26 protein-coding genes are annotated in these 26,020 nt (G+C 72.5%); 22 read left to right on the top strand and 4 right to left on the bottom strand.

The window, feature by feature from the left end; translation table 11 throughout:
- Positions 1-25: 25 nt before the first annotated feature.
- A complete protein-coding gene (locus QQX13_RS10475; RefSeq protein WP_301121571.1) occupies positions 26-1,324 on the top strand; it encodes a M20/M25/M40 family metallo-hydrolase in 1,299 nt (432 codons plus the stop codon).
- A gap of 44 nt (positions 1,325-1,368) precedes the next feature.
- Here the strand turns inward: QQX13_RS10475 and QQX13_RS10470 are convergent, their stop codons facing one another.
- A complete protein-coding gene (locus QQX13_RS10470; RefSeq protein WP_301121569.1) occupies positions 1,369-1,626 on the bottom strand; it encodes a DUF5703 family protein in 258 nt (85 codons plus the stop codon).
- A gap of 42 nt (positions 1,627-1,668) precedes the next feature.
- On the opposite strand from QQX13_RS10470, the gene QQX13_RS10465 reads away from it, so the two are divergent.
- The gene (locus QQX13_RS10465; protein ID WP_301121566.1) at positions 1,669-1,959 is read left to right on the top strand and encodes a primosomal protein; all 291 of its coding nucleotides are present in this window, start codon (positions 1,669-1,671) and stop codon (positions 1,957-1,959) included.
- 13 nt (positions 1,960-1,972) lie between these two features.
- On the opposite strand, the gene QQX13_RS10460 is transcribed toward QQX13_RS10465, so the two are convergent.
- On the bottom strand, positions 1,973-2,935 hold the full coding sequence (locus tag QQX13_RS10460) for an aldo/keto reductase (protein ID WP_301153363.1): 963 nt from the start codon (positions 2,933-2,935) through the stop codon (positions 1,973-1,975).
- Between the two features lie 82 nt (positions 2,936-3,017).
- Here QQX13_RS10460 and QQX13_RS10455 point away from each other — a divergent pair, with 82 nt between their 5' ends.
- Complete coding sequence (locus QQX13_RS10455; protein WP_301121562.1) at positions 3,018-3,878, top strand: undecaprenyl-diphosphate phosphatase; 861 nt, start codon at positions 3,018-3,020, stop codon at positions 3,876-3,878.
- 245 nt (positions 3,879-4,123) lie between these two features.
- Here QQX13_RS10455 and QQX13_RS10450 read toward each other — a convergent pair whose 3' ends face one another.
- The gene (locus tag QQX13_RS10450) at positions 4,124-4,990 is read right to left on the bottom strand and encodes a PAC2 family protein (protein ID WP_301121560.1); all 867 of its coding nucleotides are present in this window, start codon (positions 4,988-4,990) and stop codon (positions 4,124-4,126) included.
- A gap of 24 nt (positions 4,991-5,014) precedes the next feature.
- On the opposite strand from QQX13_RS10450, the gene QQX13_RS10445 reads away from it, so the two are divergent.
- Positions 5,015-5,704, top strand: coding sequence for an HAD family hydrolase (locus tag QQX13_RS10445; protein WP_301144569.1), 690 nt, complete (start codon positions 5,015-5,017; stop codon positions 5,702-5,704).
- Positions 5,705-5,708: 4 nt separating this feature from the next.
- The gene (locus QQX13_RS10440; RefSeq protein ID WP_301153361.1) at positions 5,709-6,689 is read left to right on the top strand and encodes a hypothetical protein; all 981 of its coding nucleotides are present in this window, start codon (positions 5,709-5,711) and stop codon (positions 6,687-6,689) included.
- Between the two features lie 13 nt (positions 6,690-6,702).
- Here QQX13_RS10440 and QQX13_RS10435 read toward each other — a convergent pair whose 3' ends face one another.
- Positions 6,703-7,536 (bottom strand): RecB family exonuclease, encoded by an 834-nt coding sequence (locus QQX13_RS10435; RefSeq protein ID WP_301153360.1) that lies wholly within the window; start codon positions 7,534-7,536, stop codon positions 6,703-6,705.
- 79 nt (positions 7,537-7,615) lie between these two features.
- Between QQX13_RS10435 and QQX13_RS10430 the strand changes: the two genes are divergently transcribed.
- The 17 genes from QQX13_RS10430 to lgt all read left to right on the top strand — a co-directional run bounded on the left by QQX13_RS10430 (position 7,616) and on the right by lgt (position 25,948).
- The gene (locus QQX13_RS10430; RefSeq protein ID WP_301153358.1) at positions 7,616-8,719 is read left to right on the top strand and encodes a site-2 protease family protein; all 1,104 of its coding nucleotides are present in this window, start codon (positions 7,616-7,618) and stop codon (positions 8,717-8,719) included.
- A gap of 48 nt (positions 8,720-8,767) precedes the next feature.
- On the top strand, positions 8,768-9,802 hold the full coding sequence (locus tag QQX13_RS10425; RefSeq protein ID WP_301153356.1) for a tRNA (adenine-N1)-methyltransferase: 1,035 nt from the start codon (positions 8,768-8,770) through the stop codon (positions 9,800-9,802).
- A 2-nt stretch (positions 9,803-9,804) separates the two neighbouring features.
- Complete coding sequence (arc, locus tag QQX13_RS10420) at positions 9,805-11,208, top strand: proteasome ATPase (protein ID WP_301153355.1); 1,404 nt, start codon at positions 9,805-9,807, stop codon at positions 11,206-11,208.
- 2 nt (positions 11,209-11,210) lie between these two features.
- Positions 11,211-12,737 (top strand): depupylase/deamidase Dop, encoded by a 1,527-nt coding sequence (gene dop, locus QQX13_RS10415; RefSeq protein WP_301121547.1) that lies wholly within the window; start codon positions 11,211-11,213, stop codon positions 12,735-12,737.
- An 88-nt stretch (positions 12,738-12,825) separates the two neighbouring features.
- Positions 12,826-13,008, top strand: a complete 183-nt coding sequence (locus QQX13_RS10410; protein ID WP_301121544.1) for a ubiquitin-like protein Pup — start codon at positions 12,826-12,828, stop codon at positions 13,006-13,008.
- Between the two features lie 16 nt (positions 13,009-13,024).
- Positions 13,025-14,434 carry a Pup--protein ligase gene (gene pafA / locus QQX13_RS10405; RefSeq protein WP_301153353.1) on the top strand — a complete coding sequence of 470 codons (1,410 nt, stop codon included), beginning with the start codon at positions 13,025-13,027 and terminating at the stop codon, positions 14,432-14,434.
- Positions 14,435-14,474: 40 nt separating this feature from the next.
- Entirely contained in the window at positions 14,475-15,395 is a 921-nt protein-coding gene (locus QQX13_RS10400) for an FKBP-type peptidyl-prolyl cis-trans isomerase (protein WP_301153352.1), read from the top strand.
- A 1-nt stretch (position 15,396) separates the two neighbouring features.
- The gene (gene hisF, locus QQX13_RS10395; protein ID WP_301121538.1) at positions 15,397-16,167 is read left to right on the top strand and encodes an imidazole glycerol phosphate synthase subunit HisF; all 771 of its coding nucleotides are present in this window, start codon (positions 15,397-15,399) and stop codon (positions 16,165-16,167) included.
- Positions 16,164-18,035, top strand: coding sequence for an ABC transporter ATP-binding protein (locus tag QQX13_RS10390; protein WP_301121536.1), 1,872 nt, complete (start codon positions 16,164-16,166; stop codon positions 18,033-18,035). The genes hisF and QQX13_RS10390 overlap by 4 nt, the downstream gene beginning before the upstream one ends.
- On the top strand, positions 18,032-19,810 hold the full coding sequence (locus tag QQX13_RS10385; protein WP_301121534.1) for an ABC transporter ATP-binding protein: 1,779 nt from the start codon (positions 18,032-18,034) through the stop codon (positions 19,808-19,810). Before QQX13_RS10390 ends, QQX13_RS10385 begins: the two co-directional genes overlap by 4 nt.
- A gap of 162 nt (positions 19,811-19,972) precedes the next feature.
- Positions 19,973-20,344, top strand: a complete 372-nt coding sequence (gene hisI / locus QQX13_RS10380) for a phosphoribosyl-AMP cyclohydrolase (RefSeq protein WP_301121532.1) — start codon at positions 19,973-19,975, stop codon at positions 20,342-20,344.
- Entirely contained in the window at positions 20,341-21,876 is a 1,536-nt protein-coding gene (locus tag QQX13_RS10375; protein WP_301121530.1) for an anthranilate synthase component I, read from the top strand. Before hisI ends, QQX13_RS10375 begins: the two co-directional genes overlap by 4 nt.
- A gap of 42 nt (positions 21,877-21,918) precedes the next feature.
- Entirely contained in the window at positions 21,919-22,155 is a 237-nt protein-coding gene (locus tag QQX13_RS10370) for an HGxxPAAW family protein (RefSeq protein ID WP_301121528.1), read from the top strand.
- A gap of 73 nt (positions 22,156-22,228) precedes the next feature.
- Complete coding sequence (gene trpC, locus QQX13_RS10365) at positions 22,229-23,038, top strand: indole-3-glycerol phosphate synthase TrpC (RefSeq protein WP_301121526.1); 810 nt, start codon at positions 22,229-22,231, stop codon at positions 23,036-23,038.
- Entirely contained in the window at positions 23,035-24,243 is a 1,209-nt protein-coding gene (gene trpB / locus QQX13_RS10360; protein WP_301153351.1) for a tryptophan synthase subunit beta, read from the top strand. Before trpC ends, trpB begins: the two co-directional genes overlap by 4 nt.
- Positions 24,240-25,028 (top strand): tryptophan synthase subunit alpha, encoded by a 789-nt coding sequence (trpA, locus tag QQX13_RS10355; protein WP_301121522.1) that lies wholly within the window; start codon positions 24,240-24,242, stop codon positions 25,026-25,028. The genes trpB and trpA overlap by 4 nt, the downstream gene beginning before the upstream one ends.
- On the top strand, positions 25,025-25,948 hold the full coding sequence (gene lgt / locus QQX13_RS10350) for a prolipoprotein diacylglyceryl transferase (protein ID WP_301121520.1): 924 nt from the start codon (positions 25,025-25,027) through the stop codon (positions 25,946-25,948). Before trpA ends, lgt begins: the two co-directional genes overlap by 4 nt.
- Positions 25,949-26,020 lie beyond the last annotated feature (72 nt).

Here is a 26,020-nt window from a genome sequence, read left to right as displayed (position 1 = left end):
CGCGCGCCGCCGCTAGCCTGGGCGGATGACCGAGTCCGACGTGGTGCGCCTCGCACGAGACCTCATCCGCATCGACACCTCCAACTACGGTGACGTCGACGGCCCGGGGGAGAGGGCCGCGGCCGAGTACGTCGCCGCCTACCTGTCCGACCTCGGGCTCGAGCCCGTGATTCGCGAGTCCGAGCCGGGCCGCGCGAGCCTCACCGCGCTGTGGGAGGGCTCCGACCGCACGCGTCCGCCGCTGGTCCTGCACGGACACCTCGACGTGGTGCCGGCGTTCCGGGAGGACTGGACCGTCGAGCCCTTCGCGGCGGAGGTCAAGGACGGCATGATCTGGGGCCGCGGCGCGGTCGACATGAAGGGCGTCGACGCGATGTACCTGGCCGCGATCGGCCGGATGATCCGCGCCGGCGCGAAGCCGGCCCGCGACATCGTCATCGCGTTCTTCGCGGACGAGGAGCATGGCGGCCACCGGGGCGCGAAGTGGATGGTGCAGCATCACCCCGACGACTTCCGCGGGGCCACCGAGGCGGTCTCCGAGGTCGGCGGCTTCTCGATCCAGGTGGGGGACCGGCGCGTCTACCTGTTCCAGACCGGCGAGAAGGGCATGCAGTGGGTGCGCCTCGCCGCGACCGGCGTGCAGGGGCACGGCTCGCTGGTGCACCGGGACAACGCCGTCGCGCACCTCGCCGGCGCCATGCACCGGATCGGTCAGCATGTCTGGCCCATGGAGATCACGCCGCCGGTCGAGACCCTGCTGCGCGGCATCGCCGACATCCTCGGCATCGACTACGCCGAGGACCCTGAGACGGTCGACCGGATCGTCGCCGGCATGGGGGCCGTCGGGCGGATGGTCGAGGCGTCGCTCAGGAACACCTCGAACCCGACCATGCTGGACGCGGGCTACAAGGTCAACGTGATCCCCGACACCGCCGGCGGCTTCGTGGACTCGCGCTTCCTCCACGGTCAGCAGGAGCAGGTCCTGCGCAAGCTCGAGGAGCTCGCCGGCACCGACGTCAAGGTCGAGCCGTACATCCTCGAGCAGTCCATCGAGCTGCCCTTCGACGCGCCGCTGGTCCACAAGGCGATCGCGGCGATCAAGGCGGACGACCCGGACGCCGTGGTGCTTCCGTACTCGATGATGGGCGGCACCGACAACAAGCACCTCGCGACGATCGGGATCGCCGGCTACGGCTTCGCGCCCCTGCGGCTGCCTCCCGAGCTCGACTTCCCCGGGCTCTTCCATGGCATCGACGAGCGCGTGCCGCTCGACTCGCTCGAGTTCGGCACCGATGTCATGGTGCGCTTCCTCGCCGACTGCTGACGCGCATCGTCCCGGCGGGGACGATGCGGCGCCGGGGCCGCGCGTCAGGCCGCGTCGTCGGTGCGACGCACGTTCATCACCCGGCGGCGCAGCCACACCCGGCGCGCGCCACCGTAGAACAGCTGCGACCTCACCAGGTCCCAGCGGCCGTACTCCGCCTGCTCGGTGAGGACCGCGCGCGCCTCCGACCGCGACACGTCGCGCGCGATGTCGACCACGCGCCACTCGTAGCGGCTGTCGGCGGATGCGGTGCCCCGGGTCGGGACCACCACGTGGGCGGGGACGTGCTGACCAGGATTCATCGTGCCTCCCATTCAATCGCAACCACGGGTAACGTCATAGCCATGAGCAGCAATGCGCATGAGGCGCTGAGGGTGCTGGTGGCGGCCTTCGAGGAGCATCTGGCCGCGGTGATCGGGCGTCGCGGGGACGAGGACGCGACCGTCGACGAGGCGTACGACGCGCTCGCGGACGCCTTCGACCGGTACGAGGCGGTGCTCGACGTCGAGCTCGGCGAGACGCTGCCGATGATCGCGGACGACGACGAGGAGCTGGACGACGAGGAGCTCGACGGCCACGCCGAGGAGGACGAGGACGAGCTGGACGACGACCTGGACGACTTCGAGCTGAGCTGACCAGGCCGCGCGCTCATCGCCGCTCCGGGTATCCCAGGTCGATCGCCGAGACCTCGTCCAGCGCCTGCGCGATCGCCGAGGCCAGGCGCAGGTCGGGCGCGGCGAGCGACGGTGTCAGCTGCTCCGCCGTGCGGGCACCGACCACCGCGCTCGCGATGAACGGACGGGCCAGCACCCATGCGAGCGCCACCTCCTGCGGCTGGACGCCGAGCCCGTCGGACGCGATCGACACGGCCTCCACGATCGACCCCGCGCGGTCGTCCAGGTAGGGCGCGACGAATCCCGAGAGGTGCTCGGACGCCGCCCGCGAGTCCGCGGGGATCGCGTGACGGTACTTGCCGGTCAGCACCCCGCGGCCCAGCGGGGACCAGGCGAGGACCCCCATCCCGAGCGCCTTCGTGGCGGGCACGACCTCGCGCTCGATGCCGCGCTGCAGCAGGGAGTACTCCATCTCGGTCGCGGCGATCGAGGGCCGGCGCCCCGCCAGCGCCGCGATCTGCGCCGTCGCCCACCCGGGGAAGTTCGAGACCCCGACGTAGCGCGCGCGGCCGCTGTTGACCGCGATCTCGAGAGCGTGGAGCGTCTCGTCGATCGGGGTGGTCGCGTCGTGCTGGTGGACCAGCCACAGGTCCACATGGTCCGTGCCCAGGCGCTCGAGCGAGGCGTCGAGGGTGTCGAGCATCGTGTCGCGCGAGGCGTCGACCACGCCGCCGCTGCGGGTCCGTCGGATCCCCGCCTTGGTGCAGATCTGCACGTCGCCGCGCGAGTGCGCCGCGGTGAGCAGCCGCCCGATCAGCGCCTCCGACCCGCCGTCCGCGTACGAAGCCGCGGTGTCGATCAGCGTGCCGCCGGCGTCGAGGAAGAGGTCGAGCTGGTCCGCCGCCTCACCGTCGTCGGTGTCGCGGCTCCAGGTCATGGTGCCGAGTGCCAGGCGCGAGACCTCGAGACCTGTGGTGCCGATCCTCGCGCGCTGCATGACAGCGACGCTAGCGGACCGGTCGCGCCGAGCCTCGGCGCGACGCGCGGGGGCCGTCCCGGCGGGCAGTAGGGTGGCCGCCATGGGTTGGTGGGAAGCGGTCATCCTCGGACTGGTGCAGGGGCTCACGGAGTTCCTGCCGATCTCCTCGAGCGCGCACATCCGCGTGATCGGCGCGCTCCTTCCGCACGGCACCGACCCGGGCGCGGCGTTCACCGCGATCATCCAGATCGGCACCGAGGCAGCGGTGCTCGTGTACTTCTGGAAGGACATCGTCCGGATCGTCGCCGCGTGGTTCCGCGCGCTGTTCGGCCGTGACGGCTCCGACTGGCGTGCTCGCATGGGCGCGCACTCGTCCGACGCGCGGATGGGGTGGTTCGTCATCCTCGGCTCGTTCCCGATCGTGATCCTCGGCGTGCTCTTCAAGGACGCGATCGAGACAAGCCTGCGCAACCTGTACATCACCGCGGCCGTGCTCGCCCTGTTCGCGATCGTGCTGTGGTTCGCGGATCGCGTCGGCTCGAAGCGGCGTCAGCTCGACGAGCTCACGGTGAAGGACGCGATCCTGCTGGGCTTCGCCCAGGCCATGGCCCTGATCCCCGGGGTCTCGCGGTCGGGCGGCACCATCACCATGGGCCTGCTGCTCGGCATGACCCGCGAGGCCGCGGCGAGGATCTCCTTCCTGCTCGCGATCCCGGCGGTGCTCGGCTCGGGCTTCTTCGAGCTGTACACCGAGTGGGACACGCTGGGGGCCGCCGGGTCGCCCGGCTTCGTCAACACCGCGATCGCGACGGTGGTCGCCTTCGGCGTCGGGTACGCCGTGATCGTGTGGTTCCTCAAGCTGGTCTCGACGCACAGCTACACGCCGTTCGTGCTGTACCGGATCGGCGCCTCGGGCGCGATCCTGGGCCTGCTCGCGGCGGGAGCCATCAGCGCGACCTGACCCCCGCATCGCCCCGCCCCGCGCGAACCCCTCTACCACCCCACTCGTCTCGGGACACTCAGTCCTCAATCTGAGGCGTGGTCGGGCGTCTCGGGACACTCAGTCCCCATCGGCGCGAGGTCACCGCGGGCGACGAGGACTGAGTGTCCCGGGAAGGCTTGGATCGGCCGGAAACGAGGACTGAGTGTCCCGACAGCATGTGGCGAGCGGAGGCGCGGAAGCGCGGGGAGGCAGGGGGAGAGGGCTCAGGCCTTGCCGTTGCCGCTGTCGCGGCGGCGCAGGAACTTCTCGAACTCCGCGGCGATCGCGTCGCCCGAGGCCTCCGGCAGGCTGGTCTCGTCCATCAGCGACTCGAGCTGCTGGACATGCGCGGCGATCTCCTCGTCCTCCTCGGCGAGCTCGTCGGCTCCGCGCTGCCACGCGTCGACCTCGTCGACCATCTCGCCCAGATCGATCGGCTCGCCCAGGAAGCGCTCGAGCTGCGAGAGGATCGACACCGTCGCCTTCGGGCTCGGCGGGTGCGCGACGTAGTGCGGCACCCCGACCCAGACCGAGATGACCGTGATGCCGCGCAGGCTCGCCTCGTGCCCGAGCACCCCGAGCACGCCGGTCGGTCCCTCGTAGTCGGACCGCTCGAGGTCGAACGCCTGGCGCGCGGCCGCGTCCTCGCTGGTGACGAAGGTCGGCAGCGGTCGCGTGTGCGGCGCGTCGACCAGCAGCGCGCCGCAGGTGATGAGGGTCGAGACCTCGAGGTCCTCCGCGTAGTCGAGGATCTCCCGGCAGAAGGTGCGCCAGCGCATCGAGGGCTCGATGCCGCGCACGACCACCACCTCGCGGTCGCCCACCCACGGCCCGTTCGCGGTCGACAGCACCGTTCCCGGCCACGAGACCACGCGCTCCCCGCCCGGCAGGGTCTGGATCGAGGGCCGGCTCACCTGGAAGTCGTGGTACTCCTCCGGGTCGAGAGTCGCGTACTCGCGGGCCTCCCACGCGCGGGCCAGGTGGTCGAGCGCGGACGATGCGGCGGAGCCGGCGTCGTTCCAGCCCTCGAAGGCCGCGATCATCACGGACTGGTCGGCGGCCAGGGAGACGGGGTCGCTGTCGGGGCTCATTGCGCCAGCCTAGACTCGCCCCATATGAATGAGAAGGCGACTCTCCCTGCCGCGGTCCTGTGGGACATGGACGGCACCCTGATCGACTCGGAGCCGTACTGGATCTCGGCCGAGATCGAGCTCACCCGCAGCTTCGGCGTCGAGTGGACGCACGAGGACGGGCTGACCCTGGTCGGCAAGCCGCTGCTGTACTCGGCAGAGCTGTTCCGGGAGCGCGGGGTCGATCTGGACCCCGAGGACATCATCGACTTCCTCATCGAGCGCGTGACGGCGCAGGTGCGGCGCGAGACGCCCTGGATGGACGATGCGCGGGCGCTGCTCGACTCCGTGGTCGCCGCGGGCATCCCGTGCGCCCTGGTGACGATGTCCTACTCGCGCCTGGCCGATGCCGTGGTGTCGCGGGTGCCCGACGCCTTCGCGGTGGTGGTCACCGGCGACCAGGTGACCCACGGCAAGCCCCATCCGGAGGCGTACCTCACGGCGGCGCAGCGGCTGGGCGTCCCGATCGAGCGCTGCGTCGCGATCGAGGACTCGCCGTCCGGCGTCGGCTCCGCGTACACGGCCGGCGCGACCACCCTCGGCGTGCGCCGGCTCGCCCCCCTCGAGGCGCGCCCGGGCCTGTCGCGGGTGCGGTCGCTCGACGGGATGACGGCCGGGACGCTGGCGCGTCTGCTCGCGGGCGACGTGATCGACGAGCTCGGCGACGAGGTCTGATCCGATGCGAGGTCCCCGCTCGACGCTCGCGCACGTCCGGGACACCGCACGTGACGCCGCCCGGCTCCACGGCGGCCGCGACCCCGATCGCGGCGCCCAGCACGCCCGGCTGCTGATCGGGAGCGGACGCAGCGGCACCACCTGGCTCCTGCAGGAGATGACCCGTCTCACCGCCGCGCGCCCGGTGTTCGAGCCGTTCCACCCGATCGACGTGCCGCGGTCGAGCGAGGTGGTCCCGCGCGGCTACCTCCCACGGGACGCCGAGGCCCCCGCGCTCGAGCGCCACGTCGCGGACGTGCTCGGGGGCGGTTTCCGCGCCCACTGGACCGAGCAGTGCAACCCCGCCCCGTACCTGCACCGCTACCGCGGTCGGGTGGTCAAGGAGGTCCACACCCACCTGTGGGCCGGATGGCTTCAGGCGCGCTTCCCCGAGGTCCCGATCGCGGTGGTGGTCCGTCACCCGTTCGCGCAGGTCGGGAGCCGGTCGGCGCTCGCGTGGAGCGACCGCAAGCTCGACCTGATCGTCGCGGATGCCGACCTCGTCGACGCGCATGCCCCGGAGCTGCCGGCGCTGGTCGCGGACGCGCGCACCCCGCTCGAACGCGGCGTGCTCCTGTGGGCGATCGACAACAGGGTGCTGCTGCGGACGCTCACGCCGGGCTCGCCGTTCCTCTTCGGCTACGAGGACGCGGTCGCCGACCCCGCCGTGGTCGGCGACCTGCTGGAGCACTTCGGCTTCCCCCGGCCCGCCTCGCGCGAGCTCGCCCACGAGGCCCGGGGCGTGGCGTCGCTCATGTCGCAGCCGGGGGCTCCCCGGCGCGCCGCCGCGGACGCGAACGCGAAGTGGCTCGACGGTGCGGATCCCGCCGCGGTCGGACGCGCGCTCGCGTCGCTCGAGGCGCTGGGCTTCGGGGACGTCTTCGACGCGCGCGGCGGCACCGACATCGGACGGCTGCGGGAGCGAGCCGCCGGCGGACTCGCCTGACGGAGCGGCCGGGTCAGGCGCCGGCAGGACGCACGCCGAGCGCGCGTTCGACGGCGTCCGGGTCGAGCGCGGGCTCGACGCCGCCGAACTCGGGACAGCGGTCCTGGAAGCTGCACCATCCGCACAGCGGACCCTTGCGCGTGCGGAAGCGGCCCGCGGCGGCGGCCGCGGTGATCTCCGCCCACACCTCGCGGATCTCGTGCTCCACCTGGGCGATGTCGTCACCGGTGGGCCGGATCTCGAGCCGGCCGCCGTCCTTGAGGAACAGCAGCTGGAGGAGTGCGGGGCGGCGCTGCCGGATCCGCTCGATGACGAGCGCGTAGAAGCGCATCTGGAACCGCTCCTTCTTGGCTCCGTAGCGCGGGTCGGGCGTCTTGCCGGTCTTGTAGTCGACGATCCGGATGGACCCGTCGGGCGCGATGTCGATGCGATCGACGATGCCCCGCAGCAGCGGGCCGTCCTCGAGCTGGACCTCGACGAACTCCTCCCGCCCCGCCGGCTCGAGGCGCTGCGGGTTCTCGAGGTCGAAGTAGGTGGCGAGGCGCTGGCGGCCGTCCGCGAGCCAGGCCGACTCCGCGGCCTCGTCGTCATGGAGCGACGCGAGCTCGGGCCGTTTGTCGCGCATGCGCCGCCACTCGGGCTCCAGCCGCTCCTGCGCCGCCTCGACGGTGCGGTCAGGCGCCGGCAGGTCGTAGAGCCGTTCGAGGACCGCGTGCACCAGCGTGCCGAGCGTCGCGGCTGCGGACGGCGGCTCGGGGAGCCGGTCCACCGTCCGGTACCTGAACAGCAGCGGGCACTGCTGGAAGTCGCCCGCGCGGGACGGGGACAGTGCGGGAGGACGAGGCATGGCACCACCCTAGGCGGGGCCTCCGACACCGGGCCGCCCGTGCGGCGGGCGGCGCGTCGCGACCGTCTACGGTTGAGCCATGGCCTCTCCCCGGACCCGTGGCATCCCTCTCGGCCGCGTGCTGGGCGCGCGCGTCGTGCTCGCGCCGTCGACCCTGATCATGGCGGTGGTGCTCGCGGCCCTCTACGGCACCGCGTACTCGTCAGACGGGTTCAGCAGCGACGGCGCGATCCTCGGGCTCGTGGTCGCCGTCGCGCTGTTCGTCTCGATCTTCCTGCACGAGTTCGCCCACGCGGTGGCCGCTCGCGGCTTCAAGCGCGAGGTGCATGAGATCGTCCTCACCTTCTTCGGCGGCCACACCCAGTTCCGCGCCTCCGACCCGCGCCCGGTGGAGATCGGCGTGATCGCGGCCTCGGGGCCGCTCGCCAACGCCGTGATCGGCGCGGTGGCGATGGCGCTCGCGGGAACGCTCGACGGGCTGCCCGGCGCGGTCACCCGGTACATCGCGCTGCTCAACTTCTTCCTCGCGGGCTTCAACGCGCTGCCGGGCACGCCGCTCGACGGCGGCCGGGTGGTGAACGCCATCGTGTGGGGCGTGTCCGGGGACCGCTGGAAGGGGCACCGATGGGCGGCCCAGGGCGGTCGCATCGTCGCGATCGCGACGGTCCTCGCGGCCCTCGGCATCCCGCTCCTCCTCGGCTCGTCGCCCGACCTGGTCGCCGTCATCTGGGCGGTCTTCCTGTTCTCGGTGATCTGGCCGGCCGCGTCCGCCGAGCTGCGGGCGGCGAGCGTCCTCGCGCGTCGCGAGCGGGTCACCGCCGTCGCGGTGTCGCGCACCGCGGTCGGGGTGCCCTACGACGCCACCGTGGAGGAGGCGCGCGCGTCGGCCCACGCGGCCGGCGCGGCCGAGGTGGTGGTGCTGGCCGCCGACGGCCAGCCCGCGGGCCACTTCCCGGTCGCCCTGACGGACGAGGTGCCGCCGGAGGCCCGGCCCACCACGTCGCTCATGTCCGTGACGATGCCGCTGGTGAGAGGCGCCGTGATCCCCGCCGACGCCGTCGGCGAGGGCCTGGTCGAGGCCGTCGTGCCCTGGGTGGGCAAGACCGACGCGGTGGCCGTCATGGGACCGGACGGGCCGGTCGGCGTGGCGCTGCTCGACGACGTCGTGCGCGCCCTCCAGTAGGGCCGCCCCGGCTCCGGGTGGCCCACGGCGGCGCCCTAGACTTGCGGCATGACCCATCCTTCCGAGCCCGCCGGCGCGTCCGAGCGCAGGGGCCCGCTGCGCGCGGGGGACCGCGTCCAGCTGACCGACGTCAAGGGCCGCCACCACACGATCGTCCTCACGCCGGGCAAGCAGTTCCACACCCACCGCGGGATGTTCCACCACGACGACGTCATCGGTCGCCCCGAGGGCACCGTGGTGACGAACACCGCCGGCTTCGACTACCTGGTCCTGCGTCCGCTGCTCAGCGACTTCGTGCTCTCCATGCCGCGCGGCGCCGCCGTCGTGTACCCGAAGGATGCCGGCCAGATCATCCAGATGGCAGACATCTACCCGGGCGCGCGCGTCGTGGAGGCGGGCGTCGGGTCCGGCGGGCTGACCATGTCGCTGCTGCGCGCGGTGGGCGACGGGGGCCGGCTGGTGTCGATCGAGCGCCGCGAGGACTTCGCGGACATCGCCCGCGCGAACGTCGAGTCGCACTTCGGCGGCCCGCACCCCGCGTGGCGCCTCGAGATCGGCGACTTCGCCGACCGCGTCGGCGACGCCTTCGAGCCCGGCACGGTCGACCGCATCGTCCTCGACATGCTGGCCCCGTGGGAGAACCTCGAGGCGGCGGCGGCGGCGCTGGCCCCGGGCGGCGTCCTGCTCGCGTACGTGGCCACCACCACGCAGCTCTCGCGTCTGGCGGAGGACCTGCGCGAGCACGGCGGCTTCACCGAGCCCCGCGCGTGGGAGACGATGCTGCGGACGTGGCATCTCGAGGGGCTCGCCGTGCGTCCCGACCACCGCATGGTGGGGCACACCGGATTCCTGCTCACCACGCGCCGCATGGCGCCGGGCGTCGACGCGCCTCGGCGCACCCGCCGTCCCGCCAAGGGCGCCTACCCGGTCGACGGCGAATGGGAGCCCGAGGACCTGGGGGAGCGTCCGGTGAGCGACAAGAAGGTGCGCAAGGTCCGTCGCGACGCGGTCGCGACGGTCGAGGCGGCGGCCGCGCTGCACCACGCAGCCGACGGCGCGGCGGACGATGCGGGGGAGGAGTGATGGTGGCTGAGGCACAGGACCTGATCGCGCGGCTCGAGCGCCAGAACGCGGAGCTGCAGCGCCTGCTGACGGTCGCACGGGACCAGCTGGGAGAGATGAGGGAGAAGCTCGCGGAGGCGTCGCAGCCGCCGCAGACCTTCGCGACCTTCGTCGAGCGCGCCGGGCGCAACGCGGATGTGGTCGCCTCCGGCCGGCGCCTCCGCGTCGCGGTGCTGCCGACGCTCGAGGCGGATCTCAAGCCCGGCGACGAGATCCTGCTCAACGCCATGAACGTCGTGGTCGACGTGGCCACGCCCGAGCGCTCGGGCCAGGCCGCGATCGTGCGCGAGGTGCTCGACGACGATCGGATCCTGGTGGTCGCCCGCGGCGAGGACGAGCGCGTCGTGGTGCTGATCGGCGGCGACGCGCACCGCCGCGTCCACGAGGGCGACACCGTCATCATCGATCCCCGCACCGGATTCGCCTCCGAGAAGATCGAGCGCTCCGGCGTCGAGGCCCTGCTGCTCGAGGAGGTGCCGGACATCGACTACGCCTCGATCGGCGGCCTCACGCCGCAGATCGAGCGCATCCGGGACGCGATCGAGCTGCCCCTCACCCACCCGGAGCTGTACCGCGAGCATGCCCTGCGTCCGCCGCGCGGCCTGCTGCTGTACGGCCCGCCCGGCTGCGGAAAGACGCTCATCGCCAAGGCGGTGGCGCACTCGCTCGCCGACGCGGTGGGCGCGGACCGCTCCTACTTCCTGAGCGTCAAGGGCCCCGAGCTGCTCAACAAGTACGTGGGCGAGACGGAGCGGTACATCCGCACCATCTTCGAGCGCGCCCGCGCGAAGGCGCACTCGGGCGCCCCCGTCGTGGTGTTCTTCGACGAGATGGACGCGTTGTTCCGCGCCCGCGGCTCGGGCGTGAGTTCGGACATGGAGACCACGATCGTGCCGCAGCTCCTCACGGAGCTCGACGGCGTGGAGGCGCTGGGCAACGTGATCGTGATCGGTGCCTCGAACCGCGAGGACATGATCGACCCCGCGATCCTGCGCCCCGGCCGCCTCGACGTGAAGATCGAGATCTCGCGACCCTCGCGGGCGGCGACGGCGGACATCTTCGGCAAGTACCTCACGGCCGACCTCCCGCTCGCGCAGGCCGAGCTCGACGCCCACGGCGGGGACGCGGGCGCGACCGCGCAGGCCCTCATCCAGGCGGCGACCGACCGGATCTTCGCCCACGACGATGCGCATCGTCACGTCTCCGGCGCGGTGGTCCGCAACGTGGTCGACCGCGCGAAGACCGCCGCGATCAAGGGCGTGGTCGCGGGCGAGGCCCGCGGCCTCACGCGCACGCACCTGGCGATGGCCGCGGATCAGGAGCTCGCGGAGGCTCGCGCGGTCGAGATGAAGTCGCTGGGCGGTTGACGATGCGGGTGGTCGGGATCGAGACCGAGTACGGCATCGTCGACCCCGACGAGCCGCGCGCCAATCCCATCCTGCTGTCCTCGCGGCTGGTCGCGGCCTGCCGCGAGCGGGCGGGCGAGGCGACCACACGGTGGGACTACGGCGGCGAGGACCCGCTGCAGGACCTCCGCGGCTTCCGTCGGTCGCGCGCCGGCGCGAGCGCGGACCTGCTCACGGATTCGCCCGAGTTCGACCCGGACGCGGGCACGGTGACGCTGAGGCGTCGCCGAGGCTCCTGGGAGGACCCGGCGCACCTCAACGCGGTGCTGAGCAACGGCGCCCGCTTCTACGTCGACCACGCGCATCCCGAGTACTCGGGCCCCGAGGTCACGAACGCGCGCGACGCGGTGATCTGGGACCGGGCGGGCGACGCGATCGCCCTCGCGGCCGCCGCCCGCTACGTCGAGGACAACCGCGAGCGGCTCGAGCTGTACAAGAACAACGTCGACGGCAAGGGCGCGAGCTACGGCACCCACGAGAACTTCCTGGTCGGTCGCGCGACGGACTTCGAGCTGCTCGCGAGGCGCCTGACGCCGCACCTGGTCACGCGCCAGGTGTTCACCGGTGCCGGACGGGTCGGCCTCGGGCAGTTCGGCGAGGACGCGGGATTCCAGATCAGTCAGCGTGCTGACTACATCGAGGCCGAGGTCGGCCTGGAGACCACCCTGCGACGACCGATCGTCAACACCCGCGACGAGCCGCACGCCACCCGGTCCCTGTACCGCCGCCTGCACGTGATCCTGGGCGACGCGAACCTGTTCGACGTCGCCACGTATCTCAAGGTGGGCACCACCGCGCTGGTGCTCGCCGCGATCGAGGCGGAGGACGAGCGCCTGGACGTGCTCGAGCTCGCGACCCCGGTCGAGGCGGTCCAGCAGGTGTCCCGCGACCTCTCGCTGCGCGCGCGGCTCGAACTCGCCGACGGGGACGACGCGTCCGCGCTCGAGATCCAGCGTGCCCTGCTCGAGATCTGCCGCTCCTATGCGACCGACGCCGAGGAGGCGGCCGTGATCGCGCGGTGGGAGCAGGTGCTCGAGAGGCTGGCCACCGACGTCTGGTCGGCCGCGCGCGAGGTCGAATGGGTCGCGAAGCTCCAGCTGCTCGGGCGCATGCGCGCCAAGCACGCGACGCCGGAGGCCCCCGAGGGGCTGCGGTGGGACGACGCGCGGCTCGCGGCGCTCGACCTGCAGTGGAGCCGCCTGGGCGACGGCCTGGCGACGCGGCTCGCGGCCGCCGGCGCGGTCGAGCGGATCGGCACCGAGGCCGAGGTCGCGGCCGCCGTCGCGACGGCCCCGCAGGACACGCGGGCGCGGCTCAGGGGCGGCGTGGTCGCGGGTCGCCCCGACCTGGTGGACGCGGCGGGATGGTCGACCGTGGTGCTCGACCGCGAGACCGACCACGGCCACCTCGAGGTGATCCACCTGGACGAGCCGCTGCGCACCACGCACCCGCTGCTCGAGCCCCTGCTGGCGGGTGAGCCGGGCGCCTGACGGCGCCGCGCATCGTCCCGCCACAAGGGTGCCGGACGCCACCCCGGTGGACGGCGACGCGGTCCGCGCGCGCGGATAGACTCGACGCATGGCCCAGATCAACGCGCAAGGACAGCCCTACGAGGACGACGAGGCGCCGGAGCCCCTGCCCGCGCCCGCGGCGGCCGCCACCACGGACGCCATCGACGACCTGCTCGACGAGATCGACGGCTCGTTGCAGGTGAACGCCGAGCAGTTCGTGCGCTCATTCGTCCAGAAGGGCGGCGAGTAGGCCCGGCGCCTCGCTCATGATCCTCAACGAGATCCCGCCGCCGCTCGACGTCGATCCCGCCCGTCGCATCTTCGGCCTCGAGACCGAGTTCGGCCTGCACCTCGACACGGGCGCGGGCCGTCCCGTCACGCCCGAGGAGGTCGCCGGGCACCTGTTCCACTCGGTGGTGCAGTGGGGGCGCAGCTCGAACGTGTTCCTGCCCAACGCGTCCCGGCTCTACATCGACGTGGGTGCGCATCCCGAGTACGCGACGGCGGAGTGCGACACGCTGACCGACCTGATCGCGCTCGACAAGGCCGGCGAGCGGATCGTCCACGACCTGATCGCGGGCGGCGAGGAGCGGCTGCGAGCCGCGGGGGTCGACGGCACCATCCATCTCTACAAGAACAACACGGACTCGGCCGGCAACAGCTACGGCTGCCACGAGAACTACCTGGTCCGCCGGCGCGCCGACTTCAAGGCGTTCGCGTCCGCGCTGCTGCCGTTCCTGGTCACCCGCCAGATCGTCACCGGCGCCGGCACCATCACCCGCACGCCCTCCGGCGCTCACTACAGCTTCTCGCCGCGCGCCGACCACATGTGGGAGGGCATGAGCTCGGCGACCACGCGGTCGCGACCGATGATCAACACCCGCGACGAGCCGCACGCGAACGCCGAGCTGTACCGGCGCATGCACGTGATCGTCGGCGACTCGACCATGGCGGAGCCGACCGCGCTCCTCAAGGTGGGGTCGACCGACCTGATCCTGCGCCTCATGGAGGCGCGCGTCCCGCTGCCCGAGCTGACCCTCGCCCGAGAGATGCAGGCGATCCGCGACGTGGCGCACGACCTGACGGGCCGCGCGACCGTCGAGCTCGCGGACGGGCGGCGGCTGACGGCGGTCCAGGTGCAGCAGACCTACCTCGACGCGGTGCGCGCGCATGTGGGCGGGCTCATCGAGCGCACGGACGAGGTCGACCAGATCCTCGACCTGTGGCAACGCGGCATCGATGCGGTGCGGACCCAGGACTTCTCGCTGGTGGCCACCGAGCTGGACTGGGCCATCAAGCACCGCCTCGTCATGCGGTACCGGGACCGGCTCGGATGCGCGCTCGACGACGCGCGCCTCGCGCGCCTGGAGCTCGCGTTCCACGACGTCTCTCCCCAGCGCGGCCTCTTCTACCGGCTCCAGGACCAGGGGCTGGTGCGCCGCATCGTCCCCGAGGAGGCGATCGAGGCGGCGAAGACGCGCGCGCCGCAGACCACCAGGGCCCGGCTGCGGGGCGAGTTCGTCGAGAAGGCGCTCGCGTCGGGCCGCGACTTCACCGTCGACTGGGTGCATCTGAAGATCGCCGGGAGCTCCGGCACGACCGTCCTCCTCAAGGACCCGTTCAGGAGCGAGGACGCGCGTGTCGACGCGCTGATCGACCTTCTCGAAACGGTTTGAGGGGCCGTAGACTTCTGCGGTCCCGAAAGGAATCCCACCCATGCCTCGTCTCGCCGCGATCGCGCTCGCGCTCGTGCTGTCGCTCGGCCTCGCCGCCTGCTCGGCAGGGTCGAGCCCCGACGCCTCCGTGACGGCCGCCGGCAGCATCGACGACATCGTGATCGGTGGCTCGGACACGCTCGCGCCCTCGCTCGAGTTCGTCCCGGGGCAGCAGTACTCCAAGGAGCAGGCCAGGGTGGTCTGGAACGGCGACGGCGACTTCCTCGAGGACGGCCAGCCGCTGCTGCTCGACATCTATGGCGCCTCGCTGGACGACGGCACCCCGCTCATCAACACCTACGACGGGCTGCCGCGGTCCTTCCTGCTCGCGCCCGAGGTGGTGGGCGACACCCTCTACGACACGCTGCTCGACGTCCGGGTCGGGGCGCGCGTGCTCGTGGTCGCCCCTCCGAGCTTCGACTCGGACACCGAGCCGCCCATCGCGATGGTGGTCGACGTGCTCCCGGTGCGGGCCACCGGCGTCGACGTCGAACCCGTCGCGGGGCTGCCGGCGGTGACGCTCGACCCCCTGACGGGCGAGCCGTCGATCGACCTCGGCGAGGAGGAGGACCCGCCGACCGACCTGGTGGTGTCCACGCTGATCCTGGGCTCGGGTCCGCAGATCCAGGAGGGCTCGTACGTCACGGTCAACTACACCGGCTGGTACTGGTCGGACGGCTCGGACGACGAGGGCGAGTGGAGCCGCGGCGACGTCCTCGACTCGTCCTGGCCCGTCGAGATGGCGCCCTTCGAGCTCCAGATCGGCAAGGGGCAGGTGATCCGCGGCTGGGACGAGGGCCTGCTCGACCAGACCGCCGGCTCCCAGGTGCTGCTGGTGGTGCCCGCGACCTACGGCTACATCGCCAAGGGCACGCTCGTCTTCGTCGTGGACATCCTCGACGTGTGGAACCCGGAGGTGTGACATGGGTGTCGCTGTCCGTCTGATCCCCTGCCTCGACGTCGACGCCGGCCGCGTCGTCAAGGGCGTGAACTTCGAGAACCTGCGCGACGCGGGCGACCCCGTCGAGCTGGCCGCGGCCTACGGCGCCGCGGGTGCCGACGAGGTCACCTTCCTCGACGTCACCGCATCGTCCGGCAACCGCGAGACCACCTACGACGTCGTGCGCCGGACCGCCGAGCAGGTGTTCGTGCCGCTGACCGTCGGCGGTGGCGTGCGTGCGCCCGAGGACGTCGACCGGCTCCTGCGTGCGGGCGCTGACAAGGTGGGCGTCAACACGGCCGCCATCGCGCGGCCCGAGCTCATCTCGGAGATCGCGGCGCGATTCGGCAACCAGGTGCTCGTGCTGTCCGTGGACGCGCGGCGGGTGCGCGACGGCGTCAGCACGCCGTCCGGATTCGAGGTGACCACGCACGGGGGTCGTCGGGGCACGGGGATCGACGCGGTCGAGTGGGCGCGCCGTGGCGCCGAGCTCGGGGCGGGCGAGATCCTCCTCAACTCGATGGACGCGGACGGCACCACCGACGGCTTCGACCTCGACATGCTCGGCCAGGTGCGCGAGGTGGTGGGCGTGCCGCTCATCGCCTCGGGGGGCGCAGGGACCGTCCAGCACTTCATCGACGCGGCCAAGGCGGGTGCCGACGCCGTGCTCGCAGCCTCCGTGTTCCACTTCCGCACCCTGTCAATCCAGGAGGTCAAGGACGCGATGCGCGCGTCCGGGATCGAGGTCAGATGACGACCCGGGGCGACTCCGGCTACGCACTCAGCGGCCGCTTCACGCGCAAGGCTGGCACGCTGCTCGGCCACGCCATCCGCACCCAGCCCTGGCAGTTCGCGATCGCTGTCGCCGCCGCCGCCGCGTTCGGGCTGCTCACGGTCGCGTTCGGCACCCTGCTCGGAGACATCACCGATCAGGTGGTGATCCCCGCCGTCGCGGGCGAGCCGATCGAGGGCGTGTGGGGGGAGCTCACGCAGGATCCCTCCGACGCCATCTGGATCGCCGGCAGCACCTTCCTGGCGATCGGCATCGTCAACGCGGTCCTGGTCGGTGTGCGCCGGATGGTCCAGGGCTACGGCGTCGCGGGCGTCATGGCGCATCACCGGCGGATCGTCGCCGACGCCATCGCGTCCCTGCCGCTGGGCTGGCACCGCGCCAACCCGTCGGGGCGCATCCTGTCCGCGATGTCCTCGGACGCGGAGACCGCGACCAGGCCGCTCCACCCCTTCGCCTTCACCGTCGGGTCCTTCGTCATGATGGTGGCGGCCGGCGTCACGATGTGGCGCATGGACCCCTGGCTGGCGGTGACCGGCATCGCGGTGGTGCCGCTGATCTTCGCGATCAACCTGGTGTACGAGCGCGTCATCACGCCGCGCTGGGACCTGGGCCAGAGCCTTCGCGCCGAGGTCGCGACCATCGCGCACGAATCCTTCGAGGGCGGCACGGTGGTCAAGGCGCTGGGCGCCGAGGAGCGCGAGACCGCGCGGTTCGCGCGCGAGACCCGCGGGCTGCGCGACGCCGACACCCGCGTGGGTCAGACCTCTGCCTGGTTCGAGCCCATGATGGACGTGGTGGTGCCGCTCGGCTCCGTCGCGCTGATGATCGTCGGCGCGGTGCGGGCCGAGGCGGGCGCGGTCACGGTCGGCAACGTGGTCTCAGCCATCTACCTGGTGACGCTCATGGCGGTCCCGATCCGGGGGCTCGGATGGGTGCTCGGCGCGATGCCGCCCGCACTGGTCGCGTTCCGTCGGGTGGGCGAGATCGCCCAGGCCGCCACGGAGGTCGACGAGCCCGGCCACCTCGACATCCCCCGCGAGGGAGCCGGCGCGCTGCGCTTCGACGGGGCCGACATCGGCGCCGATGACGGCGACGGCAACCTCGCGGTCATCCTGCGGGACGTCTCCCTCGAGCTGTCGCCCGGCTCCGTGACCGCCCTGGTCGGCGCGACGGGCGCGGGGAAGTCGACCGTCGCGCTCGCCGCTGCGCGCCTGGCGCGCCCGCTGACCGGTCAGGTCACGCTCGACGACACCGACCTCGAAGCGATCACCGACGTGGGCGACCATGTCGCGCTGGTGCCGCAGACCGCCTTCGTGTTCGCCGGCACCGTGCGCGACAACGTCACGCTCGGCGACGGCTCCTACGGGGACGATGCGGTGTGGGAGGCCCTGCGCCGCGCCAATGTGGTCGACGTGGTCGAGCGGCTCCGCGCGCCCGACGGGGGCACGAGCCTCGACGCCGAGCTCGCCGAGCGCGGGATGAACCTGTCGGGCGGCCAGCGCCAGCGCCTCGCGCTCGCGCGCGCCCTGGTGCGCGAGCCCCGCGTGCTGGTGCTCGACGACGCGACCAGCGCCGTCGATCCTCGCGTCGAGCGGGAGATCCTCACGGGGCTCGCGGGCGAGGACGGGCCCACCGTGCTCGTGATCGCCTACCGGCTCGCGTCGATCCTGCTGGCCGACCACATCGTCCACGTCGACCGCGGCCGGGTGGTCGACGCGGGCTCCCACGCGGAGCTGCTGGCGCGCGATCCCGGCTATCGCGAGCTCGTGCTCGCGTACGAGGAGGACTCGCGCCGTCAGGCGCAGGAGCAGGCGGGGTACATCGGATGAACGCCGATCAGATGGGCATGCGCCAGATGTTCCGGCGCGGCCTCCAGCTGAGCCCGGAGTTCCGCAAGGGCCTCGGGGTGACGCTCGCGCTGGCCGCGATGGCGGCGATGGGCCGGGCGGCGACGCCCTTCCTGACGCAGCGCGTGACCGACCAGGGCCTGCTGGCCCCCGACGGGGTCGCGGTCGACGTGGTCGTGCGGTACGCGCTGGGCGGCTCGGTGGTGCTGATCGCCTCCGCGATCCTCGCGTGGCAGGTGCGCCGGCGCATGGTCGCCGCGTCCGAGGCCGGCCTCGCGACGCTCAGGATCCGTGCCTTCGGCAAGGTCCACGAGCTCTCGGTGCTCACCCAGAACGAGGAGCAGCGCGGCCGCTACGTGTCGCGCGTCACCGGCGACGTCGAGACCATCCGCGACCTCATGCAGTGGACCGGCGCCGCGATGATCATCGCCGCGCTCGAGTCCTTCACGGTGTTCGTGGTCATGGTCCTGTACTCGTGGCAGCTGTCGCTCCTGGTGCTGCTCGCCTTCATCCCGATGGTGGTGTCGCTGCTGTGGATCCAGCCGCGCGTCCGCCGGGCCTTCCAGGGCGTGCGCTCGCGCGTCGCCGACCTGCTCGGCAAGACGTCCGAACAGCTCGTCGGCGTGTCGACCATCCGCGCCTACGGCGTCCAGCAGCGCATGCGCGACCAGCTGAACGAGGAGGTCGACGCGATCCTCGTGGCCGAGAAGCGGGCGTCGCTGCTCGCGTCGCTGAACTTCTCGTCGACCGTGGTGGGGCAGTCCCTCGCGACCGGCCTCGCGCTGATCGGCGGCACCCACCTGGCGCTCCGGGGCGACCTCTCCGTCGGCACGGTGGTCGCGTTCGCCTTCCTCGTCTACATGTTCTCCGGTCCGCTGATGTGGATCATCGAGATGCTCGCGGAGATGCAGCGCGCGATCGTCGGGTGGCGGCGCGTGATCGGGCTGGTCGACCAGGACGTGACGGTCGCGGATCCGGGCGAGGACGGCACGCGCATCCCGCACGGTCGCGGAGATCTCTCGATCGAGGGCGTGCGGCTCACGTACCCCGGCGGGCCGGAGGTGCTCAAGGGCATCGACCTGGACCTGCCGGCGGGGCGCCGGCTGGCGCTGGTGGGGCAGACGGGCTCGGGCAAGACCACGCTCGCGCGGCTGATGTCCCGCTTCTTCGACCCGACCGAGGGCGTGGTCCGCGTGGGCGGCGTCGATCTGCGCGACGTCCCGATGGAGTCGCTGCGACGCTCGGTGGCCGTGGTGCCCCAGGAGGGCTTCCTGTTCGACGGGTCGATCCTGTCGAACCTCGAGTACGCGCTGCCGGGCGTGACCGGCGAGGATCTCGAGCGCCGCGCGCTGGCGGCCTTCGAGTCGCTCGGGCTCGAAGGCTGGCTGAAGACGCTGCCGAACGGCCTGCGCACCCACGTGGGCCCGCGCGGCGAGCTGCTCTCCGCCGGGGAGCGTCAGCTTGTGTCGATCGCTCGCGCCTACCTGCGCGATCCCGACCTGCTGATCCTCGACGAGGCCACCTCGGCGGTCGACCCGGCGACGGAGGTGCGGATCTCGCGTGCTCTCGAGGGGCTGATGCAGGGGCGCACAGCGGTGGTCATCGCGCACCGGCTCTCGACCGCCGAGCGGGCGGACCTGGTCGCCGTGATGGAGCAGGGCGAGCTCGTCGAGGTGGGCCCGCACTCCGAGCTGGTGGGCGCGGGCGGGATCTACTCCCGCCTGCACGAGGCGTGGGTGGCCCAGACGCGCGACTGATCCCGGGCGTCGTCCGCCTGGACCTCGCCCGGTCCCTGGACACTCCGCACGGAACCGGTCCCGGATGGTCGGCGTGTCGGGCCGGATCGCGGCCCCGAACCCGGCGTGTCGCGCCGGGTTCCGTGCGTACCGTCCGGGTGGCGACGTGGAAGGATATGCGGCATGCCTCTCGACCCCTCGATCGCCTCCCGCCTCAAGCGCGACGCCGCCGGACTCGTCTGCGCGGTGGTCCAGCAGCATGACACGCGCGAGGTGCTGATGGTGGCGTGGATGAACGACGAGGCGCTCCACGAGACCCTCACGTCGGGCCGCGCGGTCTACTGGAGCCGCTCCCGTCAGGAGCTGTGGCGCAAGGGCGACACGTCGGGCCACCGCCAGCGGGTGGTGCGGGCGAGCCTCGACTGCGACGGCGACGCGATCCTGCTCGAGGTCGACCAGGTCGGCGCCGCCTGCCACACCGGGACGCGCACGTGCTTCGAGACCGGCGGAGACCTGGGCGCCGTCGTGGTGGACGATGCGGGGGTGGCGCCGTGAGCGCCGTCACCGTCGAGTGGGGTCAGACCTGGCCCGACCTCGAGGGATTCGTCGGCTACGGCGCGACCCACCGGGTGGTGCCGGTGGTGCGGCGCGTCCTCGCCGACTCGCTCACCCCGGTCGCGGTGTACCGCGCGCTGGCCGAGGAGCGCCCCGGCACGTTCATCCTCGAGAGCGCGGAGCCCGACGGCACCCGCGCGCGCTTCTCCTTCGTCGGCGTCCGCTCGCGGGCGATGCTGACGGTCGACGGCGACGATGCGCGGTGGTCGGGCGACGTGCCGGTGGGGCTCGCGGACGGCGCGCCGCTGTCCGTGATCCGCGCGGCGCTCGCCGAGCTCGCGTCCGAGCCGATCGAGGGCCTGCCGCCGCTGACCGGCGGCATGGTCGGCGTGCTCGGCTGGGACATCATCCGCCAGTGGGAGCCGACGCTGCCCATGAAGGCGCCGCGCGAGATCGACGTGCCGGACGTGCTGCTCCTGCTCGCCACCGACATCGCCGCCTTCGACCACCGCGACGGCTCGGTGTGGCTGATCGCCAACGCGGTCAACGCGGACGCGCAGGAGTCCGGCATCGAGCAGGCGTACGCCGACGCGGTCGCGCGGCTCGACCGGATGCAGCACCAGCTCGAGGCCGCGCCGGCCGGTCCGGTCTCCACGCTGTCCGACGCCGCCGAGCCGGAGGTCGCCCAGCGCAGCGCGCCGGGGGAGTACGAGGCGGCCGTGGAGTTCGCGAAGGAGGCGATCCGGGACGGCGAGGTGTTCCAGATGGTGCCCTCCCAGCGATTCGACGTCGCGACCGAGGCGAGCCCGCTCGACATCTACCGGGTGCTGCGCACGCTCAACCCGAGCCCCTACATGTACTACTTCCAGCTGGAGGACGACCAGGGCCGCGAGTTCGCGGTGGTCGGCTCGAGCCCCGAGTCCCTGTGCACGGTCAAGGACGGCCGTGTCTCGACGTTCCCGATCGCCGGATCCCGCCCGCGCGGCACGACGGTCGAGGAGGACCGCCGCCTGCAGGAGGAGCTGCTGGCGGACCCCAAGGAGATCGCCGAGCACGTGATGCTGGTGGACCTCGCGCGCAACGACCTGGTGAAGGTGTGCGAGCCCACCTCGGTCGAGGTCGCGGAGTTCATGGCCGTCAACCGCTACTCGCACGTCATGCACATCTGCTCCACCGTGCTCGGCACGCTCGAGCCGCACCAGGGCGCGGTCGACGCGTTCACCGCCGTCTTCCCGGCGGGGACGCTCTCCGGCGCGCCCAAGCCGCGGGCGATCGCGCTCATCGACGAGATCGAGCCGACCCGGCGCGCCTTCTACGGCGGCGCCGTCGGCTACTTCGACTTCGCCGGCAACATGGACATGGCGATCGCGATCCGCACCGCGCTCGTCGAGGGCGGCGTGGCGCACGTCCAGGCCGGCGCCGGGATCGTGGCGGACTCGGTGCCCGAGACCGAGGCCGCCGAGACCCGGCACAAGGCCGCCGCGATGATCCGCGCGATCGCCACCGCGTCGCGCCTCGCGTCCGCGGGCTGACGCTATGCTGGCGCCATCCGTCGAGTCCCCTAGGAGATGGCCATGTCGAGCGTGCACCTCGAGCCGCAGGACCTTCCCGATGTCGCCCCGCACAACCACGGCCGCACCATGGCCGGCTGGGTCACGAACGTCGGTCTGGTGATCGCGGCGATCGTCGCGTCGATCGGCATCGCGTTCCCGGTGTGGCCCGTCGTGTGGGTCGGCGTCGGCATCGCGGTGGTGTCCGTGGCGGCCGGTGCGGCGCTCCGCGCGCTGGGCCACGGGCAGCCCCTCGCCTGAGCCTTTACGGCACCCGGACGCGTCCGGAAGGTCCGTTCCCCGGCGCTACGATGGGCGCATGGGAGAGGGTGGCATGAGCGTTCTTGACAGCATCGTCGCAGGGGTCCTGGAGGACCTCTCCGTCCGTCAGGAGCTGACGTCCATGGACGCGCTCAAGGAGCGCGCCGCGCGACTGCCCGGCGCGATCGACGCGCGCCAGATCCTGGCGCGCGACGAGGTCGCGATCATCGCCGAGGTCAAGCGCTCCAGCCCGTCGAAGGGCGAGCTCGCAGACATCGCCGACCCGGCGCTGCTCGCGACGGAGTACGAGGCCGGCGGCGCGTCGGTCATCTCGGTGCTGACCGAGCAGCGTCGCTTCGGCGGCTCGCTGTCCGACCTGGACGCGGTGCGCGCGAAGGTCGACATCCCGATCCTGCGCAAGGACTTCATCGTCACGCCCTACCAGGTCTGGGAGGCCCGCGCCCACGGCGCGGACGTGGTGCTGCTGATCGTGGCGGCGCTCGACCAGCTCGCGCTGGAGAGCCTCATCGAGCGCGTGCACTCGCTGGGCATGACCGCCCTGGTCGAGGTGCATGATGTCGAGGAGGTCAAGCGCGCGGCCGACGCCGGCGCGCGCGTGATCGGCGTCAACGCCCGCAACCTGCGCACGCTCGAGGTGGACCGCACCACGTTCGGCCGCGTCGCCCCGCACATCCCCGACGGCGTGCTGCGCGTCGCCGAGTCCGGCATCCGCGACAGCCACGACGTGGTCGAGTACGCCCGCATGGGAGCCGATGCGGTGCTCGTCGGCGAGGCGCTGGTGAAGGACCGCGACCCCCGGACCACCGTGGCGGAGATGGTCGCCGCCGGCGCCCACCCGGCCCTCCGGTCGGTCCGCCCGTGACGGCCTCGCTCCAGGAGGCCCCGGGGCCGTTCTTCGGCGCGTTCGGCGGAAGGTTCGTCCCCGAGGCGCTGATGGCCGCGCTCGACGAGCTCACGGACGCCTACGACAAGGCGCGCATCGACCCCGAGTTCACCGGCGAGCTCGAGCGGCTCGCCCGCGACTACACGGGACGCCCCAGCATCGTCACCGAGGTGCCCCGCTTCGCGGCGCACGCGGGCGGCGCCCGGGTGTTCCTCAAGCGCGAGGACCTCAACCACACCGGCTCGCACAAGATCAACAACGTGCTCGGCCAGGCGCTGCTCACCAAGCGCCTCGGGAAGACCCGCGTGATCGCGGAGACCGGCGCGGGCCAGCACGGCGTCGCGACCGCGACCGCCGCCGCGCTCATGGATCTCGACTGCGTCATCTACATGGGCGAGGAGGACACCGAGCGTCAGGCGCTCAACGTCGCCCGCATGCGGCTGCTCGGAGCCGAGGTGATCCCCGTCGCGACCGGCACCCGCACCCTCCGCGACGCCATCAACGAGGCCTTCCGGGACTGGGTCACCAACGTCGAGACCACCAACTACGTGTTCGGCACCGCGGCCGGTCCCCACCCGTTCCCCGCGATGGTGCGCGACTTCCAGCGTGTGATCTCGGTCGAGGCGCGCGCGCAGATGCTCGAGCTCGGCGGGCTGCCCGACGCGGTCCTCGCCTGCGTCGGTGGCGGCTCGAACGCGATCGGCTCCTTCGACGCCTTCCTCGATGACCGCGACGTGCGGCTCATCGGCTGCGAGGCGGCGGGGGACGGCGTCGAGACCGGCCGTCACGCGGCGACGCTCACCGGAGGTCGGCCCGGGATCCTGCACGGCTCGCGGTCCTTCATCCTGCAGGACGACGACGGCCAGACGCTGCCGTCCCACTCGATCTCTGCGGGCCTCGACTACCCGGGCGTGGGCCCGCAGCACACCTGGCTCGCGGACATCGGCCGCGCCGAGTACTGGCCCGTGACCGATGCCGACGCGATGGAGGCGTTCCGCCTCCTCACCCGCACCGAGGGCATCCTGCCCGCGATCGAGTCCGCCCACGCGCTCGCCGGGGCCATCCGGCTCGGCCGCGAGCTCGGGCCGGACGCCACGCTGCTCGTCACGCTCTCGGGGCGGGGCGACAAGGACGTCGAGCAGGCCGCGCGCTGGTTCGACATGCTTCCGGAGGGGGATGGATGAGCGCGCTCACCGATCGGCTCGACGCATGCCGGGCCGAGGGACGAGCCGCGCTCGTCGGCTACCTCCCCGTGGGCTACCCCGACCTTGAGACGTCGCTCGCGGCGATGCGGGTGCTGGTCGAGGCGGGATGCGACGTGGTCGAGGTCGGCCCGCCCTACTCCGACCCGGTGCTCGACGGTCCGATGATCCAGCACGCCGCGGCCAAGGCGCTCGAGGGCGGCGTGCGCGTCGACGATGCGTTCACCGCGGTGCGCGCGGTCGCCGACGCGGGCGCGGTGCCGGTGGTGATGAGCTACGCGAACCTCATGCTGCAGCGGGGCTGGGAGCGGTTCGCCGCCGACCTGTCGGAGGCCGGGGGAGCAGGCGTCATCACTCCTGACCTGACCCCGGACGCCGCGCCCGAGTGGGTCGACGCGGCCCGCGCGGCGGATGTCGACACCATCTTCCTGGTCGCTCCGTCGACCACCAGGGAGCGCATGCACCTGACCTGCGGAGCGTCGCGAGGCTTCGTGTACGCGACCCCGCTGATGGGCGTCACCGGCGAGCGGGCCTCGGTCGGCGACGCCGCTCCCCGGGTGGTCGCGGAGGCGCGTGCGGCGGGCGCGGAGCGGGTCTGCATCGGCGTCGGCGTGTCGACCGGCGCGCAGGCCGCGGAGGTGGGGCGGTACGCCGACGGGGTGATCGTCGGGACGGCCTTCGTCCGCGCTCTCGGCGACGACGGCGACCTCGAGCGGCTCCGCGCGAAGGTGTCCGAGCTGGCCGACGGCGTGAGGACGGGCCGATGACGACCTCCATCCCGAGCCCCCCGATCGAGTGGAGCTCCTTCTCGATCGGGCCCCTCACCATCCACGCCTACGCGCTGTGGATCCTGCTGGGCATCCTCGTGGCGCTGTGGCTCACCACGCGTCGGTGGGTCGCGCGCGGCGGAGACCCCGAGAAGGTCGGCGACGTCGCGTTCTGGGCGATCCCGTTCGGGATCCTGGGCGGCCGGATCTACCACGTGATCAGCTCGCCGGCGGCCTACTTCGGCGAGGGTGGCAACCCGTGGAACGCCTTCAAGATCTGGGAGGGCGGTCTCGGCATCTGGGGTGCCGTCGCGCTCGGCGCCGTGGGCGCGTGGATCGGCGCACGCCGCGCCCGCGTCAGCTTCGTCACGTTCCTCGACGCCGCCGCGCCGGGCGTGCTGCTCGCCCAGGCGATCGGCCGCATGGGCAACTACTTCAACCAGGAGCTCTTCGGCGGTCCCACGGACCTGCCGTGGGCCCTCGAGATCGACCCCGTGTTCCGGCCCGAGGGCTACGAGCAGTTCGCCACGTTCCATCCGACGTTCCTGTACGAGCTGCTATGGAACGTGGCCGGCGCCCTGCTCATCATCTACCTCGACCGCCGCCTCGACCTCCGTGGCGGACGTGTGTTCTGGCTCTACGTGATCGTGTACGTGTCCGGCAGGCTCTGGATCGAGGGCGTGCGGATCGACGACGCGGTGATGATCGGCGGCCTGCGCATCAACGAGTGGGTGTCGATCGTGGTGCTGTCCGTGGCCGTCGCGATGTTCACTATCCTGGGGGCCAGGCAGCGCAGAGCCACCGTGCGACCCGACCGGTCGCAGCTGGCCGCAGCGTCCCCCACCCCCGGGTCGCAGCCGCCCGGCACCGAGCCGCAGTCCGACGTCGACACCCCCGACGACGGTGTCCCGCGCCCCTGAGCCGGGGATTCCGAGCCGCCGCGCCTTCGCGGTAGGCTGAACATCCGTGTGAATCCCCGGGTCGACGGCGCC

It is taken from the genome of Demequina lignilytica (assembly GCF_030418375.1).
GTDB lineage: Bacteria > Actinomycetota > Actinomycetes > Actinomycetales > Demequinaceae > Demequina > Demequina lignilytica.
This window is presented reverse-complemented; position numbering and strand designations above follow the sequence as displayed.

What these genes read in the sequence shown, in the direction of transcription:
- hisF (WP_301121538.1), top strand. Translation starts at nt 15,397, where the DNA reads ATGGGTGTCGCTGTCCGTCTGATCCCCTGCCTCGACGTCGACGCCGGC.
- dop (WP_301121547.1), top strand. Translation starts at nt 11,211, where the DNA reads ATGCGGGTGGTCGGGATCGAGACCGAGTACGGCATCGTCGACCCCGAC.
- QQX13_RS10400 (WP_301153352.1), top strand. Translation starts at nt 14,475, where the DNA reads ATGCCTCGTCTCGCCGCGATCGCGCTCGCGCTCGTGCTGTCGCTCGGC.
- QQX13_RS10385 (WP_301121534.1), top strand. Translation starts at nt 18,032, where the DNA reads ATGAACGCCGATCAGATGGGCATGCGCCAGATGTTCCGGCGCGGCCTC.
- QQX13_RS10475 (WP_301121571.1), top strand. Translation starts at nt 26, where the DNA reads ATGACCGAGTCCGACGTGGTGCGCCTCGCACGAGACCTCATCCGCATC.
- QQX13_RS10430 (WP_301153358.1), top strand. Translation starts at nt 7,616, where the DNA reads ATGGCCTCTCCCCGGACCCGTGGCATCCCTCTCGGCCGCGTGCTGGGC.
- QQX13_RS10460 (WP_301153363.1), bottom strand. Translation starts at nt 2,935, where the DNA reads ATGCAGCGCGCGAGGATCGGCACCACAGGTCTCGAGGTCTCGCGCCTG.
- hisI (WP_301121532.1), top strand. Translation starts at nt 19,973, where the DNA reads ATGCCTCTCGACCCCTCGATCGCCTCCCGCCTCAAGCGCGACGCCGCC.
- trpA (WP_301121522.1), top strand. Translation starts at nt 24,240, where the DNA reads ATGAGCGCGCTCACCGATCGGCTCGACGCATGCCGGGCCGAGGGACGA.
- QQX13_RS10445 (WP_301144569.1), top strand. Translation starts at nt 5,015, where the DNA reads ATGAATGAGAAGGCGACTCTCCCTGCCGCGGTCCTGTGGGACATGGAC.
- QQX13_RS10470 (WP_301121569.1), bottom strand. Translation starts at nt 1,626, where the DNA reads ATGAATCCTGGTCAGCACGTCCCCGCCCACGTGGTGGTCCCGACCCGG.
- pafA (WP_301153353.1), top strand. Translation starts at nt 13,025, where the DNA reads ATGATCCTCAACGAGATCCCGCCGCCGCTCGACGTCGATCCCGCCCGT.
- QQX13_RS10425 (WP_301153356.1), top strand. Translation starts at nt 8,768, where the DNA reads ATGACCCATCCTTCCGAGCCCGCCGGCGCGTCCGAGCGCAGGGGCCCG.
- lgt (WP_301121520.1), top strand. Translation starts at nt 25,025, where the DNA reads ATGACGACCTCCATCCCGAGCCCCCCGATCGAGTGGAGCTCCTTCTCG.
- QQX13_RS10455 (WP_301121562.1), top strand. Translation starts at nt 3,018, where the DNA reads ATGGGTTGGTGGGAAGCGGTCATCCTCGGACTGGTGCAGGGGCTCACG.
- QQX13_RS10390 (WP_301121536.1), top strand. Translation starts at nt 16,164, where the DNA reads ATGACGACCCGGGGCGACTCCGGCTACGCACTCAGCGGCCGCTTCACG.
- QQX13_RS10465 (WP_301121566.1), top strand. Translation starts at nt 1,669, where the DNA reads ATGAGCAGCAATGCGCATGAGGCGCTGAGGGTGCTGGTGGCGGCCTTC.
- QQX13_RS10370 (WP_301121528.1), top strand. Translation starts at nt 21,919, where the DNA reads ATGTCGAGCGTGCACCTCGAGCCGCAGGACCTTCCCGATGTCGCCCCG.
- QQX13_RS10450 (WP_301121560.1), bottom strand. Translation starts at nt 4,990, where the DNA reads ATGAGCCCCGACAGCGACCCCGTCTCCCTGGCCGCCGACCAGTCCGTG.
- QQX13_RS10435 (WP_301153360.1), bottom strand. Translation starts at nt 7,536, where the DNA reads ATGCCTCGTCCTCCCGCACTGTCCCCGTCCCGCGCGGGCGACTTCCAG.
- trpC (WP_301121526.1), top strand. Translation starts at nt 22,229, where the DNA reads ATGAGCGTTCTTGACAGCATCGTCGCAGGGGTCCTGGAGGACCTCTCC.
- QQX13_RS10410 (WP_301121544.1), top strand. Translation starts at nt 12,826, where the DNA reads ATGGCCCAGATCAACGCGCAAGGACAGCCCTACGAGGACGACGAGGCG.
- QQX13_RS10440 (WP_301153361.1), top strand. Translation starts at nt 5,709, where the DNA reads ATGCGAGGTCCCCGCTCGACGCTCGCGCACGTCCGGGACACCGCACGT.